17 protein-coding genes and 1 tRNA gene are annotated in these 20,491 nt (G+C 64.9%); 13 read left to right on the forward strand and 5 right to left on the reverse strand.

Translation table 11 applies throughout. The annotated features are described in order from the left end of the window. Positions 1-41: 41 nt before the first annotated feature. Positions 42-1,661, forward strand: a complete 1,620-nt coding sequence (locus NMB43_RS07165) for an NAD+ synthase (protein ID WP_494351464.1) — start codon at positions 42-44, stop codon at positions 1,659-1,661. A 54-nt stretch (positions 1,662-1,715) separates the two neighbouring features. After that, positions 1,716-2,054: a P-II family nitrogen regulator gene (locus tag NMB43_RS07170; protein WP_494351465.1), complete on the forward strand. Its 339-nt coding sequence runs from the start codon at positions 1,716-1,718 to the stop codon at positions 2,052-2,054. A 93-nt stretch (positions 2,055-2,147) separates the two neighbouring features. On the opposite strand, the gene NMB43_RS07175 is transcribed toward NMB43_RS07170, so the two are convergent. Continuing rightward, positions 2,148-2,969, reverse strand: a complete 822-nt coding sequence (locus NMB43_RS07175) for a Smr/MutS family protein (protein ID WP_494351466.1) — start codon at positions 2,967-2,969, stop codon at positions 2,148-2,150. A 19-nt stretch (positions 2,970-2,988) separates the two neighbouring features. Next, a complete protein-coding gene (gene trxB, locus NMB43_RS07180; RefSeq protein WP_494351467.1) occupies positions 2,989-3,948 on the reverse strand; it encodes a thioredoxin-disulfide reductase in 960 nt (319 codons plus the stop codon). A 243-nt stretch (positions 3,949-4,191) separates the two neighbouring features. Here trxB and NMB43_RS07185 point away from each other — a divergent pair, with 243 nt between their 5' ends. The 6 genes from NMB43_RS07185 to NMB43_RS07210 all read left to right on the forward strand — a co-directional run bounded on the left by NMB43_RS07185 (position 4,192) and on the right by NMB43_RS07210 (position 11,508). Next, positions 4,192-4,863: a Crp/Fnr family transcriptional regulator gene (locus NMB43_RS07185; protein WP_494351468.1), complete on the forward strand. Its 672-nt coding sequence runs from the start codon at positions 4,192-4,194 to the stop codon at positions 4,861-4,863. Between the two features lie 102 nt (positions 4,864-4,965). Then, complete coding sequence (locus NMB43_RS07190) at positions 4,966-7,269, forward strand: DNA translocase FtsK (RefSeq protein ID WP_494351469.1); 2,304 nt, start codon at positions 4,966-4,968, stop codon at positions 7,267-7,269. A 23-nt stretch (positions 7,270-7,292) separates the two neighbouring features. Continuing rightward, the gene (locus NMB43_RS07195) at positions 7,293-7,895 is read left to right on the forward strand and encodes a hypothetical protein (protein ID WP_494351470.1); all 603 of its coding nucleotides are present in this window, start codon (positions 7,293-7,295) and stop codon (positions 7,893-7,895) included. Between the two features lie 126 nt (positions 7,896-8,021). Next, entirely contained in the window at positions 8,022-9,488 is a 1,467-nt protein-coding gene (locus tag NMB43_RS07200; protein ID WP_494351471.1) for a type IV pilus assembly protein FimV, read from the forward strand. 78 nt (positions 9,489-9,566) lie between these two features. Further along, on the forward strand, positions 9,567-10,175 hold the full coding sequence (gene lolA, locus NMB43_RS07205) for an outer membrane lipoprotein periplasmic chaperone LolA (protein WP_494351472.1): 609 nt from the start codon (positions 9,567-9,569) through the stop codon (positions 10,173-10,175). Positions 10,176-10,182: 7 nt separating this feature from the next. Next, the gene (locus tag NMB43_RS07210) at positions 10,183-11,508 is read left to right on the forward strand and encodes a replication-associated recombination protein A (protein WP_494351473.1); all 1,326 of its coding nucleotides are present in this window, start codon (positions 10,183-10,185) and stop codon (positions 11,506-11,508) included. 117 nt (positions 11,509-11,625) lie between these two features. Here the strand turns inward: NMB43_RS07210 and NMB43_RS07215 are convergent, their stop codons facing one another. Further along, a complete protein-coding gene (locus NMB43_RS07215; RefSeq protein WP_494351474.1) occupies positions 11,626-11,889 on the reverse strand; it encodes a hypothetical protein in 264 nt (87 codons plus the stop codon). A 224-nt stretch (positions 11,890-12,113) separates the two neighbouring features. On the opposite strand from NMB43_RS07215, the gene serS reads away from it, so the two are divergent. The 3 genes from serS (at position 12,114) to NMB43_RS07230 (ending at position 16,558) form a co-directional block, all read left to right on the forward strand. Beyond that, entirely contained in the window at positions 12,114-13,409 is a 1,296-nt protein-coding gene (gene serS / locus NMB43_RS07220) for a serine--tRNA ligase (RefSeq protein ID WP_494351475.1), read from the forward strand. A gap of 54 nt (positions 13,410-13,463) precedes the next feature. Then, positions 13,464-13,553, forward strand: a tRNA-Ser gene (locus NMB43_RS07225). Positions 13,554-13,723: 170 nt separating this feature from the next. After that, complete coding sequence (locus NMB43_RS07230; RefSeq protein ID WP_494351476.1) at positions 13,724-16,558, forward strand: bifunctional diguanylate cyclase/phosphodiesterase; 2,835 nt, start codon at positions 13,724-13,726, stop codon at positions 16,556-16,558. Here NMB43_RS07230 and NMB43_RS07235 read toward each other — a convergent pair. Continuing rightward, positions 16,552-16,923 carry a DUF3301 domain-containing protein gene (locus NMB43_RS07235; RefSeq protein ID WP_494351477.1) on the reverse strand — a complete coding sequence of 124 codons (372 nt, stop codon included), beginning with the start codon at positions 16,921-16,923 and terminating at the stop codon, positions 16,552-16,554. The genes NMB43_RS07230 and NMB43_RS07235 overlap by 7 nt on opposite strands. Before the next feature lie 66 nt (positions 16,924-16,989). Beyond that, positions 16,990-17,385 carry a hypothetical protein gene (locus NMB43_RS07240; RefSeq protein ID WP_494351478.1) on the reverse strand — a complete coding sequence of 132 codons (396 nt, stop codon included), beginning with the start codon at positions 17,383-17,385 and terminating at the stop codon, positions 16,990-16,992. 213 nt (positions 17,386-17,598) lie between these two features. On the opposite strand from NMB43_RS07240, the gene NMB43_RS07245 reads away from it, so the two are divergent. Beyond that, positions 17,599-18,867, forward strand: coding sequence for a pectate lyase family protein (locus NMB43_RS07245; protein ID WP_494351479.1), 1,269 nt, complete (start codon positions 17,599-17,601; stop codon positions 18,865-18,867). 30 nt (positions 18,868-18,897) lie between these two features. Beyond that, positions 18,898-20,487 (forward strand): GGDEF domain-containing protein, encoded by a 1,590-nt coding sequence (locus NMB43_RS07250; protein WP_494351480.1) that lies wholly within the window; start codon positions 18,898-18,900, stop codon positions 20,485-20,487. The last annotated feature ends 4 nt before the right edge of the window (positions 20,488-20,491 follow it).

A 20,491-nucleotide genomic window follows, 5' to 3' on the forward strand; every position in this document is an offset into this window, starting at 1 on the left:
CGGTCCAATTGGGGGCGGGCGTGAAGCGGTATAGTTCCGCCATGAACACCGCAACACTGAAAATCGCTGTCGCCCAGCTCAACAGTACCGTGGGCGATCTCGCCGGCAATGCCCGGCGCATCATTGATGCTGCCCTCCGCGCACGCGCGGCTGGTGCAGACCTGCTCATTACACCGGAACTCGCGCTGTGTGGATACCCGCCCGAGGACTTGCTGTTGCGTCCGGACTTCCATCGCAGCGGGCGCCAGGAGCTGGAGGCCATTGCGGCGGCGGTGACGGGGATCGACGTGCTGGTAGGCCATGCCCTGTTGGAGAGCGGGGAGCGCTACAACGCGGCCTCCCTGCTGCGCGATGGTGTCATCCATCGCACCTACCGCAAGATGCGCCTGCCCAACTACGAGGTTTTTGACGAGGTGCGCTACTTCGCCCCGGGTTTTGCGCCCTGCGTGGTGGAGGTCAAGGGCGTCAAGGTCGGCATCAATGTCTGCGCCGACGTATGGGAGCGCGGTGCGGCGGAGGCCGCGCGCGAGGCCGGGGCAGAACTGCTGCTGGTGCTCAACGCCTCGCCCTACCACATGAACAAGCAGTTGCAGCGCTATGAGGTGCTGCGCGACCGCATCGGCCACACCGGCATGGCGGTGTTGTACTGCAACCTGGTGGGAGGCCAGGACGAACTGGTGTTCGACGGTGCCTCCTTCGCGCTGAATGCCGATGGCAGCCTGGCGTACCAGACCTCGGGCTTTGCGGAATGCCTGGACCTGGTGGGCTATGCCAATGGCCGTTTCGAGTCGGACATCCTGGTCGAGCGCGGCAACCTTGAGTCCGAGGTCTATGCGGCACTCAAGCTGGGGGTGCGCGACTACCTGGGCAAGAACGGCTTCCCGGGCGCGATCATCGGCCTCTCCGGCGGCGTCGATTCGGCGCTGACCCTGGCCATTGCGGCGGATGCCCTGGGGCCGGACCGCGTGCGCGCGGTGATGATGCCCTCACCCTACACGGCGCAGATGAGCCTGGACGATTCACGCGCCATGATCGAACGCCTGGGCGTGCGCTACGACGAGCTGAGCATCGCGCCGGCGATGGAGACTTTCGAGCGGATGCTCACCCCCTTGTTCGAAGGGCGGGCGGCCGACACGACCGAGGAGAACCTGCAGGCGCGCATCCGCGGCATGAGCCTGATGGCGCTGTCCAACAAGTTCGGCAACATCGTGCTGACCACCGGCAACAAGAGCGAGATGGCGGTGGGCTACGCCACGCTGTACGGCGACATGGCGGGCGGCTTCGCGGTCATCAAGGATATCTTCAAGACCTTCGTCTATCGCCTGTGCCACTACCGCAACGCGGTGTCGGAGGTGATCCCGAGCAACATCCTGACGCGCGCGCCCTCGGCTGAGTTGAAGCCCGACCAGACCGACCAGGACACGCTGCCTCCCTACGAGGTGCTGGACGCCATCATCGAGGCCTACATGGAGCGCGACCAGAGTCCGCGCGAGATCGTCGCCCGCGGTTTCAGCGAGCACGACGTGCGGCGCGTGGTCGGCATGCTCAAGCGCAACGAATACAAGCGACGCCAGTCGCCGCCGGGCATTCGCGTGACGCAGCGCGGCTTTGGCAAGGACTGGCGTTACCCCATCACCAATCGCTACAGTGATGAGTATTGAGCGGCTGACGATATACTGCGGCCTGTCACAGAGATTCAACCCGGAGACCGAAACGTGAAGAAGATCGAAGCCGTCATTAAACCCTTCAAGCTCGACGAAGTGCGGGAGGCGCTGTCGGAAGTCGGCATCACCGGCCTGACCGTCACCGAGGTCAAGGGGTTCGGCCGCCAGAAGGGCCACACCGAGCTGTACCGCGGAGCCGAGTACGTGGTCGACTTCCTCCCCAAGATCAAGGTGGAGGTGGTGGTGGCCGACGGCATCGTCGACCAGGCCATCGAAGCGATCATCAAGGCGGCGCGCACCGGCAAGATCGGTGACGGCAAGATCTTCGTCAGCTCGGTGGAGCAGGTGGTGCGCATCCGTACCGGCGAGACCAACGAACAGGCCATCTGAGCTTCGGCTGACGCTTTGACCGACTCGAAAAGAGAACCGCCGGCGTGTCCGGCGGTTTTCTTTTGTGGGCGGCGGTATTCCGGCCAGGTCCTGTCAGCGTTTCATGGCGCGCAGCATCACGATCAGCGCACCGGCGCCGCCATCATGCACGCGGGCCTGGCAGTAGGCGACCACGTCGTCATAGTTCATCAGCCAGCCAGCGACCAGTTTCTTGAGTACGGGGTCCTTGCCCGGCGAGCCCAGACCCTTGCCGTGGATGATGCGTACCAGGCGGATCCCCTTCTTCTTCCACTGCACCATGGCCTCGGCCAGTATGTCGCGCGCCTGGTCGCGCGTCGCACCATGCAGGTCGATCTGCGCCTCTACCACCCAGCGTCCGCGGCGCAGGTCGCGCAGCACCGTGCGTGGCGTGCCGTCCTTCAGGTAGTGCAACTCGTCGCCGCCCTCCAGGCGCAGCTCTAGCGGCGTCGGGGCGTAGATCGACTCGGCCAGCGCGGCCTGTTCGTCGCGCTCGTGCTGGATCGGCAGTGGGCGCGGCTTGGGTGTCTCCAGCTCGATGCGCGTCTGCTTGATGGGGTTGATGCCCTGCAGGGCATTGCGCAGCACGGCTTCGTCCGATCCGCGCGCAAGCCCATCGTCGCCCGAGAACCAATGCTCGGGCAATACCATGGGATTGCCTGCCGGCTTGGGCTGCGGCGCGATTTCGACGTCGGCCGACTTGGGTCTGGGCCGGGGCTGCGGCTTGGGGCGCTCGATGTTTGCCTGGTTGTTGATGGGCAAGGCTTTCACGCCGTGCAGCGCCTGGGCCAGCAGGGCAGTGTCGTCCGTGTCCGCAGGCGGCGCCGGCGGCTTGGCAGCTTGCTCGCGCAGCCGTTGCCGGATCTGCGCGAGCGGCAGGCGCTTGTTGTTGCTCACGCCAGCCCCCCGCGCCCGCTTACTTCAGGTTGTCGAGGTAGCGCTCGGCATCCAGCGCGGCCATGCAGCCGGTGCCAGCGCTGGTGACAGCCTGACGGTAGACGTGGTCCTGCACGTCGCCCGCTGCGAACACGCCGGGGATGCTGGTCTGTGTGGCATTGCCCTCGCGTCCACCCTGGGTGAACAGGTAGCCGGTTTCGTCCATCTCCAGTTGGCCTTTGAAGATATCGGTGTTGGGCTTGTGGCCGATGGCGATGAATACGCCACGCAGGGTGATGTCCTTCGCCGCATTCGTCTTCACGTTCCTGATGCGCATGCCGGTCACGCCGCTGGCGTCACCCAGCACTTCGTCCAGCGTGCTGTCGAGTTCCAGCACGATGCGGCCTTCCTTCACGCGCTCCATCAGTTTGTCGACCATGATCGCCTCGGCGCGGAACTTGTCGCGGCGATGCACCAGGGTCACCTTGCTGGCGATGTTGGCGAGGTACAGCGCTTCCTCGACGGCGGTGTTGCCGCCGCCGATCACGGCCACTTCCTGGTTGCGGTAGAAGAAGCCGTCGCAGGTGGCGCAGGCCGACACGCCCTTGCCGGAGAACTTTTCTTCCGAGGGGAGGCCCAGGTACTTGGCGGTGGCGCCGGTGGCAATGATCAGCGCATCGCAGGTGTAGGTGCCTGCATCACCGATCAGCGTGAACGGGCGGCCAGTGAGCTGCGTGGTGTGGATGTGGTCGAAGATGATCTCGGTGTTGAAGCGGCGGGCGTGCTGTTCGAAGCGCGCCATCAGGTCCGGGCCCATCACGCCTTCGGCGTCGGCCGGCCAGTTGTCCACCTCGGTGGTGGTCATCAATTGGCCGCCCTGCGCCAGGCCCGTGATCAGTACCGGCTTGAGGTTGGCGCGCGCGGCGTACACGGCGGCCGTATAGCCTGCCGGGCCGGAGCCCAGGATGATCAGGGGGTGATGTTGGCTGGTGTTGCTCATGAAAGTCTCCGCTTATCGGCTAGCCGCCGATTATAGCGGAGGGGTATCAAGCGGCCGCATAGCAAGTCTCTATGGATGCAATAGGGCGCGTGTCGGTGCACACTTTCGACATAGGGCGCCGAATCGATCTCCAGGCCCGACGGGTGGCATTAAAGTATTTGGACTGATGTTCCGATCACATATACTCGCTGCCATACGAGAAAGCCTGCAGTCCGGCCCGAATAATCAACGGAGACTCGCCAGATGTCGCTTGGGAATTCTGTATCCGTCACTGCCTTGCGCACCCTTCCGCTGTTCCAGGGAATTGCGCCCGAACGACTCGAAGGCATCGCGCGCAGTGCCAGCATGCGCCGCGTGTCGCGTGGGACCGCCGTGGTGCTGGCGGGCGATAGCATCGACAGTGTGTATTTCGTGCTCAACGGCTCGCTGAAAGTCCTGGTCAGTGACGAGGATGGGCGCGAGGTGATACTGACCATGCTGGGCCAGGGCGATATCTTCGGCGAAATGGGCGTGGTCGACGAGGCGCCGCGCTCGGCCACCGTCACCGCGGTGAGTTCCTCCGATCTGGTGTCGATCCCGCAGAGCGATTTCCGCCGCATCCTGCAGGACAATTTCGAACTGTGCCTGCGCATCATGGGCAACCTGGCACAGCGCCTGCGCGCGGCCGATCGCAAGATCGAGAGCCTGGCGCTGATGGATGTGTACGGCCGCGTGGCGCGCCTGCTGCTCGACATGGCCGAGACGGTCAATGGCGAGACGGTGGTCAAGCGCAAGATATCCAAGCAGGACATTGCCAAGATGATCGGCGCTTCGCGCGAGATGGTGTCGCGCGTGATGAAGGACCTGCAGACCCGGGGCCTGATCGACGAGACCGATCACGGCATCGTGCTGCAAGACCAGATCAACCAGGTCTGAATCTGTCCGGCGGGCCTGCCCGCCCATCTCCGGCCGCACTGAGGCAGACCGGGGGGCCGCGCTATAATCGGCCGTCCGCTCCGGCACCCTCGGTCCCGACCCATGCTCTTCCGCGCGTCTACGCGATCCCCGTCTGCCCCCCTGCCTGAAAAGATCGCCGGTCTCATCGGCGAGGCGCGCTGGCTTGTGCTCGCGGCGGTGGGCGTCTACCTGACCCTGATCCTGCTCGGTTACGACCCGGCCGATCCCGGCTGGTCGCATGCCATCGCGTCATCCAGCATCGCCAATCCTGGCGGCCGCTTTGGCGCCTGGCTGGCGGACGTGATGCTGCTGGTCTTCGGCCGCTCGAGCTGGTGGTGGGTGCTGCTGATGTTCTGGGGCCTGCTGTTCGGGCGCCACCGCCTGCGCGTCGAACTAGGGGGCGACCAGCGTTCCTTCTTCATCGTGCTGGCCGGTTTTGTGGTCGTGCTGCTAACCAGTTGCGGACTGGAGTCCGCGCGCTTCCATTCTGCCGCAGCCGGCTTGCCCGGCGATGCGGGCGGCGTGCTGGGCGTGGTGCTGGGTGACTTCATGACGCGCAACCTGGGCTTTACCGGCGGCACCCTGCTGATGCTGGCACTGTTCGCCGGCGGCCTGAGCCTGTTCATCGGCTTCTCCTGGCTGAATCTGACGGAGCGCCTGGGGGTGCTGCTCGAAACCCTGGTCTGGCGCAGCTACGGGCTGTGGCAGTCCTGGCAGGACCGCCGCGTCGGCCAGCAGATTGCCGTCAAGCGCGAAGAGAAGGTCAAGAAGGAGCGCAAGAAGCGTGAGGAAGATCCACCGGTGGCCATCCACATTGAGCCGCCCAAGGTCGAGATCGTGCCCTCCGAGCGCGTGGCGAGGGAGGCGCAGCAGTCGCTCTTTGGCGATGCGCCGAATGGCGGGCTGCCGCCCCTGTCCCTGCTGGACCCGGCGTCCAATGATGTGGAGCCGCCTTCGGTGGAGTCGCTGGAATACACCTCGCGCCTGATCGAACGGAAACTGGCCGACTTCGGCGTCGAGGTGAAGGTGCTGGCAGCCTACCCCGGCCCGGTAATCACGCGCTTCGAGATTGATCCCGCCACCGGCGTGAAGGGGGCGCAGATCGTCAATCTCGTGAAGGACCTGGCGCGCGCGCTGTCGGTGGTGAGCATCCGCGTGGTCGAGACCATTCCTGGCAAGAGCTGCATGGGTCTGGAGATTCCGAACCCGAAGCGGCAGACCGTGCGCCTGTCCGAGATCATCGGTTCCAAGGCCTACCACGACATGCATTCGCCGCTGACCGTGGCCCTCGGCAAGGACATCAGCGGCAACGCGGTGGTGGCCGACCTGGCCAAGATGCCGCATCTGCTGGTGGCAGGTACCACCGGCTCCGGCAAGTCGGTGGGCATCAACGCGATGATCCTGTCGCTGCTCTACAAGGCGGGTGCCGACAAGGTGCGCCTGATCATGATCGACCCCAAGATGCTGGAACTGTCGATCTACGAAGGCATCCCGCACCTGCTGGCACCGGTGGTGACCGACATGCGCCACGCCGCGCACGCGCTCAACTGGTGTGTCGGCGAAATGGAGCGCCGCTACAAGCTGATGTCGGCCATGGGCGTGCGCAACCTCGCCGGTTTCAACAAGCACATCACGGATGCCGCGAAATCCGGCAAACCGGTCACGAACCCGTTCTCGATCACGCCGGAGAGCCCCGAGCCCTTGTCGACCCTGCCCATGATCGTGGTGGTCATCGACGAACTGGCCGATCTGATGATGGTGGTCGGCAAGAAGATCGAGGAGCTGATCGCCCGCCTGGCGCAGAAGGCGCGCGCGGCCGGCATCCACCTCGTGTTGGCCACGCAGCGTCCGTCGGTTGATGTGATCACCGGCCTGATCAAGGCCAATATCCCGACCCGTATGGCCTTCCAGGTCTCCAGCAAGATCGACTCGCGCACCATCCTCGATCAGATGGGGGCCGAATCCCTGCTGGGCATGGGCGACATGCTCTACCTCGCACCGGGCACCGGTGTGCCGACCCGTGTTCACGGCGCCTTCGTCGATGACAAGGAAGTGCACAAGATCGTCGAGCACCTCAAGAGTACTGGCGAGCCGGATTACGTCGAAGGCATCCTGACAGGCGCTGGAGATGAAAGCGGTAGTGCCGACATCCTGACCGGGGAGGGCGGGGGCGAGGCCGACGGTGAGGCTGACCCGCTCTACGACCAGGCAGTGGAGATCGTCATCAAGACGCGCCGCCCCAGCATCTCGCTGGTGCAGCGCCACCTGCGCATCGGCTACAACCGCGCCGCGCGGCTCATCGAGCAGATGGAGAAGTCCGGCGTGGTCACGCCGATGAGCGCCAACGGCAACCGCGACGTCATTGCGCCGGCGCAGCAGGAATAGAACAGATTGCGTTCGGGAGTTGAGTGAGCCAAATGAACAGATGCATAGCGTTGTTCCTACTTATCGTGGGGGCATGCAGCAATGTTCCCGCTAATTATCAGTATGACCCTCAGCGGTCGGCCGGACTGGCGGTTGGTTCCATCACCCACGATGGCAATTTCGGGCAGTATGGCTTTGAAGTTCGCTCGCAGGCTTCTGGCAAACGGACGTACATCAACGTCGGCGAACCGATGGCCATGCCGCCATTTTCCCGACTGACAGATGACGCCTTGAAGGCAAAGGGCGGAACATTTGCCGTCGAGTTGCCTGCGGGAGAGTATCGAATTTCTGGTTGGCGTTTTGTCCAGGGCTCCAGAACTCTCAATGCAACCGAACCTGTGGATATTCCCTTTTCGGTGGAGCCTGGCAAGGCGATCTATCTGGGCAACATTCACTTCGGCAAAGGCTGGAAGGTCGCGTTGCGCGAAAACTCGACTCGCGATCTGCCCGTGCTGACTGCGCGCTACCCGGTGCTTGCGGCCTCGGCTGTGGTATCGGGCATTGCCACCGGTACTAACATTGAAAACATAGGTGGGACCTACGCGACTACGTTTGCAGCTCCCATCTATGTACCTCTCGGACGATAGAGTGGCTGGCGCATAAGGTGCTCTTACGCGGTCCGTCGTGCGTGCCGCCACGCACGACGGTCGGCGATACCCATGCCAGCGGGCTCACGTAGGCTGTGATGATTCCCTTCGCATCATGGGCTCATCATGGCTTCCTCGTTCATCCGTGCCACCGTGCCGCTCGGCATGTTCCTGCTGTCTTCTCTCGCCGCCCAGGCCGCCACGGTCGGTCCGCTGATCGTCCATAGTCATCTGGGGCAGGGCTTCGTCGGCAGCATCGAAGTCGTCGGCGAGAAGGCCGAACTGGATGACCTGAAGGTGAGCCAGGGCTCCACCGAGGCCTATATCCGCAACGGCCTGGAGTACGACCCCGCCGTGCGTGGGCTGAACCTGCAGGTGGAGCGCCAGGGCGACCAGCGGGCGGTGCTGCGCCTGCGATCGAGCAATACTTTCAACCAGCCGATCGGGGCCTTGTTGCTGGATTTCCGCTGGGCGGGCGGCAGCATTACGCGCGACTACACCTTCTTGCTCGATCCCCCGGCGGAAATCGTCAAGGTTGTCGTGCCGCCGAGTTCTGTGGGTTCCAGCCCCGCCGTCGGTGCAGTGGCTGCCACGATTCCGGCGCCTGCAGTGCAGACGGCGAAGACTGGCAGTGCCGAACCGTCCAGCCAGAGCTCTGCGTCACCCGATGCACAGCAATACCGTACCCAGGCAGGTGACAGCCTGGCGCGTATCGCGGGCAAGAACCGTATCGGTCAGGCGAGCCGCATGCAGACGATGGCGGCGATCTATCAGGCCAACCCGCAGGCTTTCGTCGGGGGCAATGCCGCCCGCTTGCGTCGTGATGCGGTGCTGAATCTGCCGGCCGAGGCGGATGCCCTGAAACTGAGCGAGGCCGAGTCGCGCAAGCTGGTGATGGGGGCGGGTGAGTTCGAGAAGCATCGCCAGGCGGTCGCGGTCGCCACCGCCGCCGGTCCGGCCAGTGATGCCGAGGCCAGCCGCAGCGCGGCGGGCCAGATCGCGCCCAATGTGGAAGAGCCCGCAGCGCGGCAGGCCAGTGGTCGTCTGCGCATCGGCGAGGGCAAGCCTTCGGCCGCGACACGCAAGAAGATCGAGGCCCTGGAGGAAGAGATCGCCAGCAAGGCCAAGTCACTGGAAGAGCAGAACTCGCGCATCCAGGAACTGGAGGTCACGATGGAGCAGCTCAACAAGCTGCTGGCCATGCAGAGTGCCCCGGCGACCCCCAGTGAGCCGGTCGCGGCGGCACAGCCCGCGCCGGGCGGCGAAACCCAGGTGGCCGCAAGTACCGAACCGGCGATGACGCAGGATGTGGCGTCCGCCCCGGTCGCCGAAGCGACGACGGTGGCAGCGACCGACACCCAGGCCAACGGCCTGATGGATACCCAGGCGCAGGTCATGACCAGCGCACGCATGCCCGGCAACTGGTACGAGGACACGGCGGTCCAGACCCTGATGCTGATCATCGCCAGTGCGGCTGCTGCCTGGCTGGCTTATCGCCGCTACCGCGAGCGCCAGTGGCGCGAGGCTGACCGCGAGCTGCAACGCCAGCGCGGCATGCCGGTGGATGAGAGTTCCGTGCTGAGCATGGCCTGATCCGGCAGGCGCGGCCCCCGGGGGTACAATCGGCGCTTCCCGCCGGATCCCGCGGCGGCCGTTTTCCCCGGATCACCCATGCGTCAGATTGCTTGTCTGTTGTTCAGCCTCCTGCCCCTGCTGGCCCATGCCGCCGGGCTGGATCAATTGCGCCGTTTCCTCGAATCGAGCAACGGCGCGCGAGCGACCTTCAGTCAGGTCGTCGTCAGCAAATCCGGCAAGGCTGGACAGAAAGCCAGCGGCACCATGCAGTTCCAGCGCCCGGGCAAGTTCCGCTGGCACTATGAGAAACCCTACGAGCAGTTGATCGTGGGTGATGGCAGCAAGCTGTGGACCTACGACAAGGAGCTCAACCAGGTGGTGGTCAAGCCCATGGGACAGGCCCTGGGCGCCAGCCCGGCTGCGCTGCTCGCCGGTGACAACACGCTGGAGAAGAATTTCACGCTGACGGAAGGTGGTGAGGCCGAGGGCCTGGCCTGGATTGACGCCAAGCCCAAGAGCAACGAGGCGGGCTTCGAGCATGTCCGCATGGGATTCAAGGACGGCGTGCCGCTGGTCATGGAAGTGCGCGACAACTTTGGCCAGACCACCCGCCTGCAGTTCAACAACTTCGAGCGCAACCCGGCGCAACCGGCCGACCTGTTCCGCTTCACGCCGCCCAAGGGGGCGGACGTCGTCGGCGAGTAGGGCGGGCGTGGCCGATCTCTTTGACAGCCCGCCCTCCGGGCATGTCCCGCTGGCTGAAGCCCTGCGGCCACGCACACTCGACGAGGTGGTCGGGCAGGCCCACCTGCTCGGCGCGGGCAAACCGCTGCGCCTGGCAATCGAGTCGGGCAGGCCGCATTCGATGATCCTGTGGGGCCCGCCCGGCGTGGGCAAGACCACGCTGGCACGCCTTATGGCGACCCATTTCGATGCCGAGTTCATCGCGCTGTCGGCCGTGTTCTCCGGTGTCAAGGACATCCGAGAGGCGATGACCCAGGCCGAGACCCAGCGCCAGTTGAGTGGTCGCCACACCATCCTCTTTGTTGACGAGGTGCACCGCTTCAACAAGGCGCAGCAGGATGCCTTCCTGCCCTATGTGGAATCCGGCCTCGTCACCTTCATCGGTGCCACCACTGAGAACCCTTCCTTCGAGGTCAACTCGGCGCTGTTGTCGCGTGCCGCGGTTTACGTGCTCAACAGCCTGTCGGCCGACGAGATGCGCCAGCTCTTTGCGCGCGCCCAGGTGCAGGTGCTGGGCGAACTGCGCTTCAGCGACGAGGCTTGCGAGCGACTGGTCGGTTGGGCCGATGGCGACGCGCGACGGTTCCTGAACGTGCTGGAAACCTTGCGCACGGCGGCCGACGCGGCGGGTGTGCAGGAAGTGACCGGCGAGTTCGCCGAATCGACGCTGGCGCAGAACCTGCGCCGTTTCGACAAGGGGGGGGACGCCTTCTACGACCAGATCTCTGCGCTGCACAAATCAGTGCGCGGCTCCAACCCGGACGGTGCGCTGTACTGGTTCTGTCGCATGTTGGATGGCGGGGCGGACCCGCGTTACCTCGCGCGGCGCCTTATCCGCATGGCCTGGGAAGACATCGGCCTGGCTGATCCGCGTGCCGCCGAGATCGCCCTCAACGCCGCCGATACCTACGAGCGGCTGGGCTCACCCGAAGGAGAGTTGGCCCTGGGGCAGGCCGTCATCTACCTTGCCGTGGCCGCCAAGTCGAACGCGGGCTACAACGCCTACAACGCGGCGCGCGCCTTCGTCGGCAAGGACCCGTCGCGGCCGGTGCCGGTGCATCTGCGCAATGCACCGACCAAGCTCATGAAGGAGTTGGGTTACGGCCACGCCTATCGCTACGCTCACGACGAACCAGAGGCCTATGCGGCAGGCGAAACCTATCTGCCGGAAGGCATCGAATCGCAGCGCTTCTATGAACCCACGCCGCGTGGGCTGGAAGGCAAGATCGGTGACAAGCTGCGTCATCTGGCAGACCTGGACCGCGCCTGGCGCAAGAACAACAAGGGAAACTGAGAAAAAACAAATCCGCGGTCGTGGGTTTGGGCCCACGTACCGCGGACTGCGGCACGCAACGGTGCCTGTGCTCGTCTGCCTGAAAGGGCCCGATCTGCCGCGCGAGAGTCGGCGAATCTAGTGAACGAGCGGGTGCGCAGCCCTGAACTGCGCATACACGTGCAAAACGTGTTCGGCTTTGTCGAACTCACCGCAGCGCATGGCGTCTTCCAGCAGATCGGTCAGGCAGTGGTCGATGGCGACCACGCCATCCTTGGTCTGCACCAGTCCGCATGCCAGCGTTGCCGCGATCTCGCGTGGCAGGTGTTCGTGCTCCGCGAACAATTCCACTTCGTCGTCAGTGAGGTCGCAATAGTCGAGGCAATCACGCAATGAAAGCATCCGATCCTCCTCCGCTTAGCGTCCGTCCCCTCTTGTTTTATGCGGTAGCGGCCAAGGCTGCCAGTTGTTCCTGTCTATGGGTGTGCGCTGCATTGATTGGGTGTGCATATTGCCGCTATACCTCAGGGCCTTGTGTCGTGCAGCGGCACCGGGCGCTGGATTTTTGAGACAATCACGCCTCCTTGCCGCCCGTTGGGGCGCGTATTCCTACGGATCACCTGTTCATGCTCGACATTCAACTGCTCCGCAACCAGCTCGACGTGGTCACCCAACGGTTGGCCTCGCGCAACGTCACCTTCGACGCCGCCGCGTTCCAGGCCATGGAAGACGAGCGCAAGACCCTGCAGACCCGCACGCAAGACTTGCAAGCCAAACGCAACAGCCTCTCCAAACAGATCGGCATGCTCAAGGGCAAGGGCGAGGATGCCTCTGCGGTGATGGCCGAAGTGTCCGGTCTCGGTGATGAGCTGAAGGCGGCCGAAGAGGCGCTGGCCGCGTTGCAAGCACGCATGAACGACTTCCTGCAGCGCATCCCGAACCTGCCGCACGAATCCGTGCCGGTCGGCAAGGACGAGAGCGGCAACGTGGAAGTGCGTCGTTGGGGCGCCCCGCGCAGCTTCGATTTCGAGGTCAAGGATCACGTCGATGTGGGCGCCGGCCTGGGCTTGGATTTCGAGACCGGCAGCAAGCTCTCCGGCGCGCGCTTCACCTTCATGAAGGGCAGTGTGGCCCGCCTGCACCGCGCACTCGCCCAGTTCATGCTCGACGTGCAGACCGCCGAACACGGCTACACCGAGTGCTACACGCCCTACATCGTCAATGCTGAAACCCTGCTCGGCACGGGCCAGTTGCCCAAGTTCGAGGGCGACCTGTTTGCCGCCAAGAAGGGTGGCCAGGAAGGTGAGGGCGAAGCGCTGTACCTGATCCCGACCTCGGAGGTCACGCTGACCAACTCCGTGCGCGGCGAGATCGTGGCGGCGGATGCGCTGCCGATCAAGCTCACCGCCCACACGCCCTGCTTCCGTTCCGAGGCCGGCAGCTATGGCCGCGACACCCGCGGCATGATCCGCCAGCACCAGTTCGACAAGGTCGAGATGGTGCAGATCGTCCATCCGGAGAAGAGCTACGCCGCGCTCGACGAGATGGTCGGTCATGCCGAAGCCATCCTGCAGAAGCTGGGCCTGCCGTACCGCGTCGTCTCGCTGTGTACCGGCGACATGGGCTTCGGCGCGGCCAAGACCTTCGATCTCGAAGTCTGGCTGCCGGCGCAGAATGCCTACCGCGAGATTTCCTCCTGCTCCAATTGCGAAGCCTTCCAGGCCCGTCGCATGCAGACGCGATTCAAGAATGAGCAGGGCAAGAATGAACTGGTGCACACCCTCAACGGCTCCGGCCTGGCCGTGGGCCGCACGCTGGTCGCCGTGCTGGAGAACTACCAGCAGGCCGACGGTTCGGTCGTCGTGCCCGAGGCGCTGCGGCCCTATCTCGGCGGTGCGGCGGTGTTGAATCCTGCACGCTGAGGGCTGGCGGGCTCGCGCGAAATATGTATAATCGCGGGCTCGACTGCAGTACCCGGAGAGGTGGCAGAGTGGTCGAATGTACCTGACTCGAAATCAGGCGTAGGTGTAAGCCTACCGTGGGTTCGAATCCCACCCTCTCCGCCAGATACCACAACGCCCCGAAAGGGGCGTTGTCATTTGCGCTGCAGCATACGTGCACCAAAAAGTAATAATCCCGCAAATCAAGTTCCCGCCTGCCTTGCCGTTGTTGGCGGGGTGAGCCTTCTTTGCCTGTCCACATTCCGATCTGGAGACATAGCCGCTGGAGGCGCAGCATGATGCACGTGCTGTTGGCCCCCGCCATGCGGGCTGCGGTGGCCTATGCCGTGTTCGCAGCGGCGTGGATCGGATTGTCCGACGTTGTGCTCGAGTTCTTCGTGCAGGACGCGACGCTGATGTCGCGCGTCAGCATGGTCAAGGGCTGGGCGTTCGTGGTGGTGACGGCGGGCCTGCTCTATCTGATGGTGGCGCGCCTGATGCGCTACCAGGTGGAGCAGAACGAGAAGCTGGCGCAAAGTGAGCGCTTCCTGAGCCTGGCCACCGAGGGGGCCGGGGTCGGTGTGTGGTCGTGGAATCTGGCCGAGCGGGCCGGCGAGGTGAACGACGGCTTCGCCCACATGCTGGGTTACGAGTTGTCGGAGTTGGGACGGGTTGACCGCCGGCGTTGGCTGGAGTTGGTGCACCCGGATGACTATGCCGTGTCGCTGGCCGCCCGGCGCGCGCATCTGGCAGGCCACACGCCTTACTTCGAAAGCGAGGTGCGCCTGCGCCATAAGGATGGGCGCTGGGTCTGGGTGCAGACCCGTGGCCGGGTGACCGGGCGCGATGCGCGGGGGCGGGCGTTGATCTTGTCCGGAACGCACGTCGATATCACCGAGCGCCATCGCGTCGACCGGGTTTTGCAGCGCAAGAGCGCCATGCATGCGGTGCTGAGCGGGACCAACAAGGCCATCGTCCAGACAGGTGATCGCGACGAGCTGTTCGCGGCGGTGTGTCGGGCGGCACTGGAACTGGCCGGGTTTCGCCTGATCTGGATCGGCCAGTTGCAGGACGACTCTCTGCAGACGCTCAAGCCGGTTGCCGTGGCAGGACCGGCGGCGCAGTTCCTCGAACACATTACGATCCAGTGTGCGGAAGGTGCACCGACTTACCGCGGGCCGTCGGCCATTGCTGTGCGCGAGGGGCGCCCGGTGGTGGTGAATGACTTCACGACCTACCAGGGCCTGGTGGCCACCGATCTGCTGATCCCGGTCTACGGCTTGTACAGTGGGATGGCGATGTCGGTGCGCGGCGGGGGCTTCGTGGGTTGCCTGACCGTGTATGCGGATGAAGTGGGTTACTTCGACGCAGAGGTGAGCGCCTTGCTGGTGGAGGTGGCCAACGATCTGTCCTTTGCGCTGGCCAACATTGCCGCCGCCGAGCAGCGTGCCCGCGATGAGGTGCAGTTGCGCCTGCATGCGCGCGTGTTCGAGGAGAGCAGCGACGGCATGATGATCACCGACAGCGAGAATCGCATCGTCATGGTCAACCGCGCCTTCTGTGCGCTGAGCGGGTATACGCAGGACGAGTTGCGCGGGCGCAATCCGGCCATCCTGGGGTCGGGGCGGCACGACCGGGATTACTTCCGCCAGATGTGGGCCATGCTGGGCAGCGGGGGCTACTGGCAGGGTGAGATCTGGAATCGCCGCCGCGATGGTGAGGTCCAGCGTGTGTGGCTCACCATCAACCGGGTGCTCGATGTAGATGGGCGCACCGCGCACCATGTGGCGGTGTATGGCAGCTTCTCCGAGCAGCGCGCGCGGGAACAGATCGAGTGGCTGCGCCGCTTCGATTCCCTGACCGGTCTGCCCAATCGCCTGCTGCTGGAGGACCGCGTCAACGAAGCGGTCACGCATGCGCGCCAGTACGGTCGGCATGTCGCGCTGCTGGCGCTCAATCTGGATCGTTTCCGCTACGTCAATGAGTCGCTGGGCCATGTTGTCGGGGACAGTGTGCTGCGCCGCATCGCCACACGCCTGTCGGAGAGCGTGCCGGAGACGGCGACCGTGTCGCGCCTGGCGGGGGATAGTTTTGCCATCCTGGTGCCCGATCTGAATGAGGCTGCGGCGGTGATCGGCCTGGCCGAGAGTTTGCTGCGGGCGGTGAGTGGCTTGCGTCCCGAGGGGGTGGCGACGGAGCTGAGCCTGACCGCGTCGATCGGCGTTGCGCTGTACCCGGCGGATGGCGCGGATTTTCCCGGGCTGCTGCAGAAGTCGGAGACTGCGCTGGTGCGCCTGCGGGAAGAGGGCGGTAACGCCTACGCGTTCTACACCGAGGACATCCACTCGCGCGCCCGCGAGCGCCTGAGTATGACGCACACCTTGCGGCAGGCCCTGGACCACGAGTGGTTCACCCTGTGCTACCAGCCGCAGGTCGCAGCCGAGGGGGGGCGCATCCTCGGGGTGGAGGCCCTGCTGCGCCTGCACCATCCGGTCGAGGGTTACATTTCGCCTGCGCAGTTCATTCCCCTGGCGGAAGAGACCGGCCTGATCATCGAGATCGGGGCGCGCGTGCTGCGCGAATCCTGCCGTCAGCTTCGTGCCTGGCTGGATGCCGGCCTGCCCCCGGTGACCATGGCCGTGAACCTGTCAGCCAAGCAGATGCGCGACAGCCGCCAGTTGGTCGCGGTGGTGCGCGAGGCGCTGGAGACCTATGCGATTCCGCCGAATCTGCTGGAGCTGGAGTTCACTGAGAGCATGGCGATGCGCAATCTCGAAGAGAGCCTGCAGGTGATGCGGGCGCTCAAGGACATCGGGGTGTGCCTGGCGATCGACGATTTTGGAACGGGCTATTCCAGCCTCAACTACCTGCGGCGCTTCCCCGTGGATCGCATCAAGATCGACCAATCCTTCGTGGCCAACATGCTGGAGGGGCGTTCGGACGAGGCGATCATCCAGACCATCGTGGTTTTGGCACGCCTGCTCGGCATGCATACCGTGGCCGAAGGAGTGGAGTGCGAGGAGCAGGCAACCGCCTTGCGCCGGATCGGCTGCGACGTGTTGCAGGGCTACCTGTTCGCCCGTCCGCTACCCGCCGACGCCGTGATCAAACTGCTGCAGGCCGCTCAATGACAGCCGCCGCCACATCCGCCACCGCAAGCGCCGCCGACTGGGCGTGCCGCTTGGGCGTCACGGGCGTAGGGGGCCAGGTACAGCATGCTGACGGCATCGCCCAGCACAGTCACGCTGCCGGCCAGGCGGTTGTCTCCGTTGTCGCTGAACTCGAAGCTGAAACTACGCTGGAAGCTCATCCGGCCATCGTCCTTGCGTGCCAGGCGCACTGCGCTGGTGGCGACCGAGTCGTCGAGGAACTGCAGGCCTTCGCGCTGGCAGGCCTGGCGCGCGGCGCTCACACCCACTTCGCGGGCCTTGAGGCCATCCATTACATACCAGCCGAGGGCGGCCAGGAGGGCGAGGAACAGCAGGGGCGTCAGCATTGCGGGCAGGCATCCGGAGGAAAGGGGCTGGAAGGGCCCCGGTCCTTGCCCGGGGCCGCGTGGGGCTTACTTGGCGGTGGCGTCGGCCACGCACTTCTTGACGAAACTGGTCTTGGCGGCGCCAGCCAGCTTCTTCTCCGCGGCGGCCGCTTCGCACTTGGCGTCGGCGCTAGGGGCCGCGGCGGCCGTCACGGCACCACCGCCGGCGTCGCTGACGCACTTCTTGACGAAGCTGCTCTTGGCCGCGCCGGCCAGCTTCTTCTCCGTCGCCTGGGCTTCGCATTGGGCTTGCGCACCGCTGGCGCCGGCATCGGCATTGCACTTCTTCAGGAAACTCGTCTTTGCCGCACCGGCGAGCTTCTTCTCGGCGGCCTGCGCCTCACAGTCGGCGGCCTGGGCCGCAGGGGCGAGGAAGAGGCTGGCAAAGGTGGCAACAATCGCGACCATCATCGGCTTGCGCATGTCTGGGACTCCTGGAGAAAGAGGGTGGGCGGTGTGGCGCGCATCGCCTGCGGCGGCGCGCGCTCGCCGGATTCTAGCGCGAGCGGGACGGCGGCGTCCCTCGCGGGCGGAGGCCTTTTCGACCAATGCCTCGCGTGCCCCCAGGATGATGGCAACATGCGCCTGCACCGGGATCGCCCGGGCGCGATGCCCGCATGCCAGGAGAGCAGGGGAATGTCGATGTCGATCAATATGAGGCGCTGGACTGCAGGCCTCGCCCTGTGCGCCAGCGCGGCGGTGGCGGCGGAGGGCGTCGGCAGCACCTTCGGGCGCGATACGCTTGGCGGGCTGGATGGCCGGGTGATCAAGGTCAGTTCCCTGGCCGCGGACGGACCGGGTTCGCTGCGCGAGGCGCTGGAGGCCAAGGGCCCACGCCTGATCGTGTTCGAGGTGGCTGGGGTGATCGACCTTGCGCAGCGCAATCTCGTGCTGCGCGAACCGCAGGTCACCATTGCAGGCGAGACCGCACCGTCGCCGGGTATCACGGTGATTCGCGGTGGTCTGCGCATCACCACGCATGATGTGCAGATGCGGCACCTGCGCTTCCGCATGGGCGACGCGGGCCAGCCACGCAAGAGCGGCTACGAGAATGACGTTTCCATCGAAGGGCCGCAGGCCTATGCAGTGGTGGTCGATCATTGCTCCTTCAGTTGGGGCACGGACGAGAACCTGTCGGTGTCCGGCCCGCGCTACGATGGCCCGGAAGGCACCGCGCGCCGGGTCACGCTGAGCCACAACATCATTGCCGAGGGGCTGGACGACGCCTCCCACAGCAAGGGTCGACATTCGATGGGAACGCTGATCCACGACCAAGTGGGGGAGGTCGCAGTGATCGGTAACCTGTACGCCCATAACATCGAACGCAACCCCTGGTTCAAGGGTGGCGCCAGTGGCGTGGTCATTAATAATTTCATCTATAACCCGGGCAAGTGGGCGGTGCGCCTAGGCTACGTACCGGGCGAATGGCGTGATCGCGTGCCGCCACCGGCGCCGCGCGTGGCGGTGGTCGGCAACTTCATGCAATACGGTGCCGACACCCAGCTGGGCTTGAGCCTGGTCGGCAGCAACTCGGCACAGGGTGAGGTCTTCCTGCAGGATAATCTGGCGGTTGACCGCCAGGGCAAGCCGGTGGCCGAAGCCTCCGCGGGGGTGCAGCGACTGGATGCGCCGCCCGCGTGGCCGGCAGGGCTGGTGGCCCGCCCGGTCGGGACGGTGCGCGAGTGGGTGCTGCGCAATGCCGGCGCCCGCCCGGCGGACCGGGATGAACAGGACAAGCGGATCGTGGCGGACATCGCGCGCGGTGAAGGGCGGGTGATCGACAGCCAGGAGCAAGTGGGCGGTTACCCTGTGGTGAGTGGGGCAGTGCGACGTGAGCTGAACGTGCCGGCAAGGGATCGGGCAGCCTGGCTGGACGGCTACGCGCGCGCGGTCGAGGGCAGGTAAGTGACGAGGATGGATTCAACGGGCGGCCAGATGATCAATCGGCACGAAATTCATGCAAGCTGGGTGGCGCTGGTTCAGGCCTGGCGCGCGGTGTGGGCGCAGGCGGAGACGCTTGAGCGCTGGGCCGCCTTCATGCCGCACTGTGACCGGCTGCTGGCGCACGCCCGGCAGCAGGGCGTACCTGAGCTGGAACAGGCGCTGGAGCCCCTGCTGAACCGCCTGGCCAGCCTGAGCGAGCCGACCGAGGCCGACAAGCAGGCGGTAGACCGCATGCTGTCGGAGGTCTTCGTGGTGGTGCGCGACGTATGCAGCGACACCACCCGGCGTACGACGCCCAGCCAGGATTCGGATCATCTGCCCCTGGTCGTGCTGTTGTCGAACCAGACCGATGCAATGCGTGAGCTCCTGCTGCAGATGGAGCACTACGGCTATGCCTTCCGCATCTTCCCGGACTATCGGGCTGGCTTGCAGGCTGCCTTGAGCCAGCGTGCCATTGCTGTCGTCATCGACCTGGGGCAGGGCTTCGATGCCCGGGTCAGTGGTGTGATCTCGATGCTCAACCACTACGGCGTCAAGTGGTTTGCCATGTCCGAGCGGGGTGACTTTGCCTTCCGCCTGCAGGCCGTACGCCAGGGCGCGCATGGCTTCTTCGTCGCGCCCCTGGGCATCAATGGCCTGGTCGATGCAGTCGACCCGATTGCCTACAAAGCCAAGGACGAACCTTACCGTGTGCTGGTGCTGGACGATTCGCTCACCGTACTGGCCATGGTGGAGAAGACCCTGGCCCAGTTCGACAACATCACGGTGCGCACGCTGCGTCAGCCGGCGATGGTCCTCGATACCCTGATGGATTTCTCGCCCGACGTGCTGTTGCTGGACTTTCACATGGAAGACTGCACGGGCCTGGAGGTCGCCAAGATCATCCGCCAGAACAAGGCCTTCGAGTCCATTCCCATCGTCTACTTCACCTCCGAGACCAGCGAATCGGTACAACTGGAGGCAATGCGCAACGGCGGCGACGATTTCCTGACCAAGCCGATCAGCCAGACCCAGCTCGCCAATGCGGTGATCAGCAAGGCTGAGCGCTATCGTGGCCTGCGCAAGCTGATGGTCGAAGACAGCCTGACCGGGCTGTACAACCACGTGAAGACCAAGGCCTTGCTGCAGCAAGCCCTGCTGCTGGCAGAGCGTCAGGGGGTGCCGGTCAGCTACGTGATCCTCGATATCGACCACTTCAAGAAGGTCAACGACACCTACGGCCACACAGTGGGCGACAAGATCATCAAGACCCTGGCGCGCTTCCTCAAGCAGCGCGTGCGCCGTGCCGACGTGGTCGGGCGCTACGGTGGCGAGGAGTTCGTGATCGTGCTCTTCAACACTTCGCCGCAGGCCGCCTGGGAACTGGTCGACAACATGCGCGAGCAGTTCTCCAAGGTCTTCCATCCCTACGACGAAGGGGTGTTCTCGGTCAGCTTCAGTGCGGGCGTGGCCCACTACCCCAGCTACCTGACCATGATGGAGCTGATGGTGGCGGCCGACGATGCCTTGTATGCCGCCAAGCGGGCCGGGCGCAACTGCGCGATGCTGGCTACGGCCAGCCAGGACGTTCCGCGCGCCTGAACCT

This window comes from Uliginosibacterium sangjuense (genome assembly GCF_059132465.1).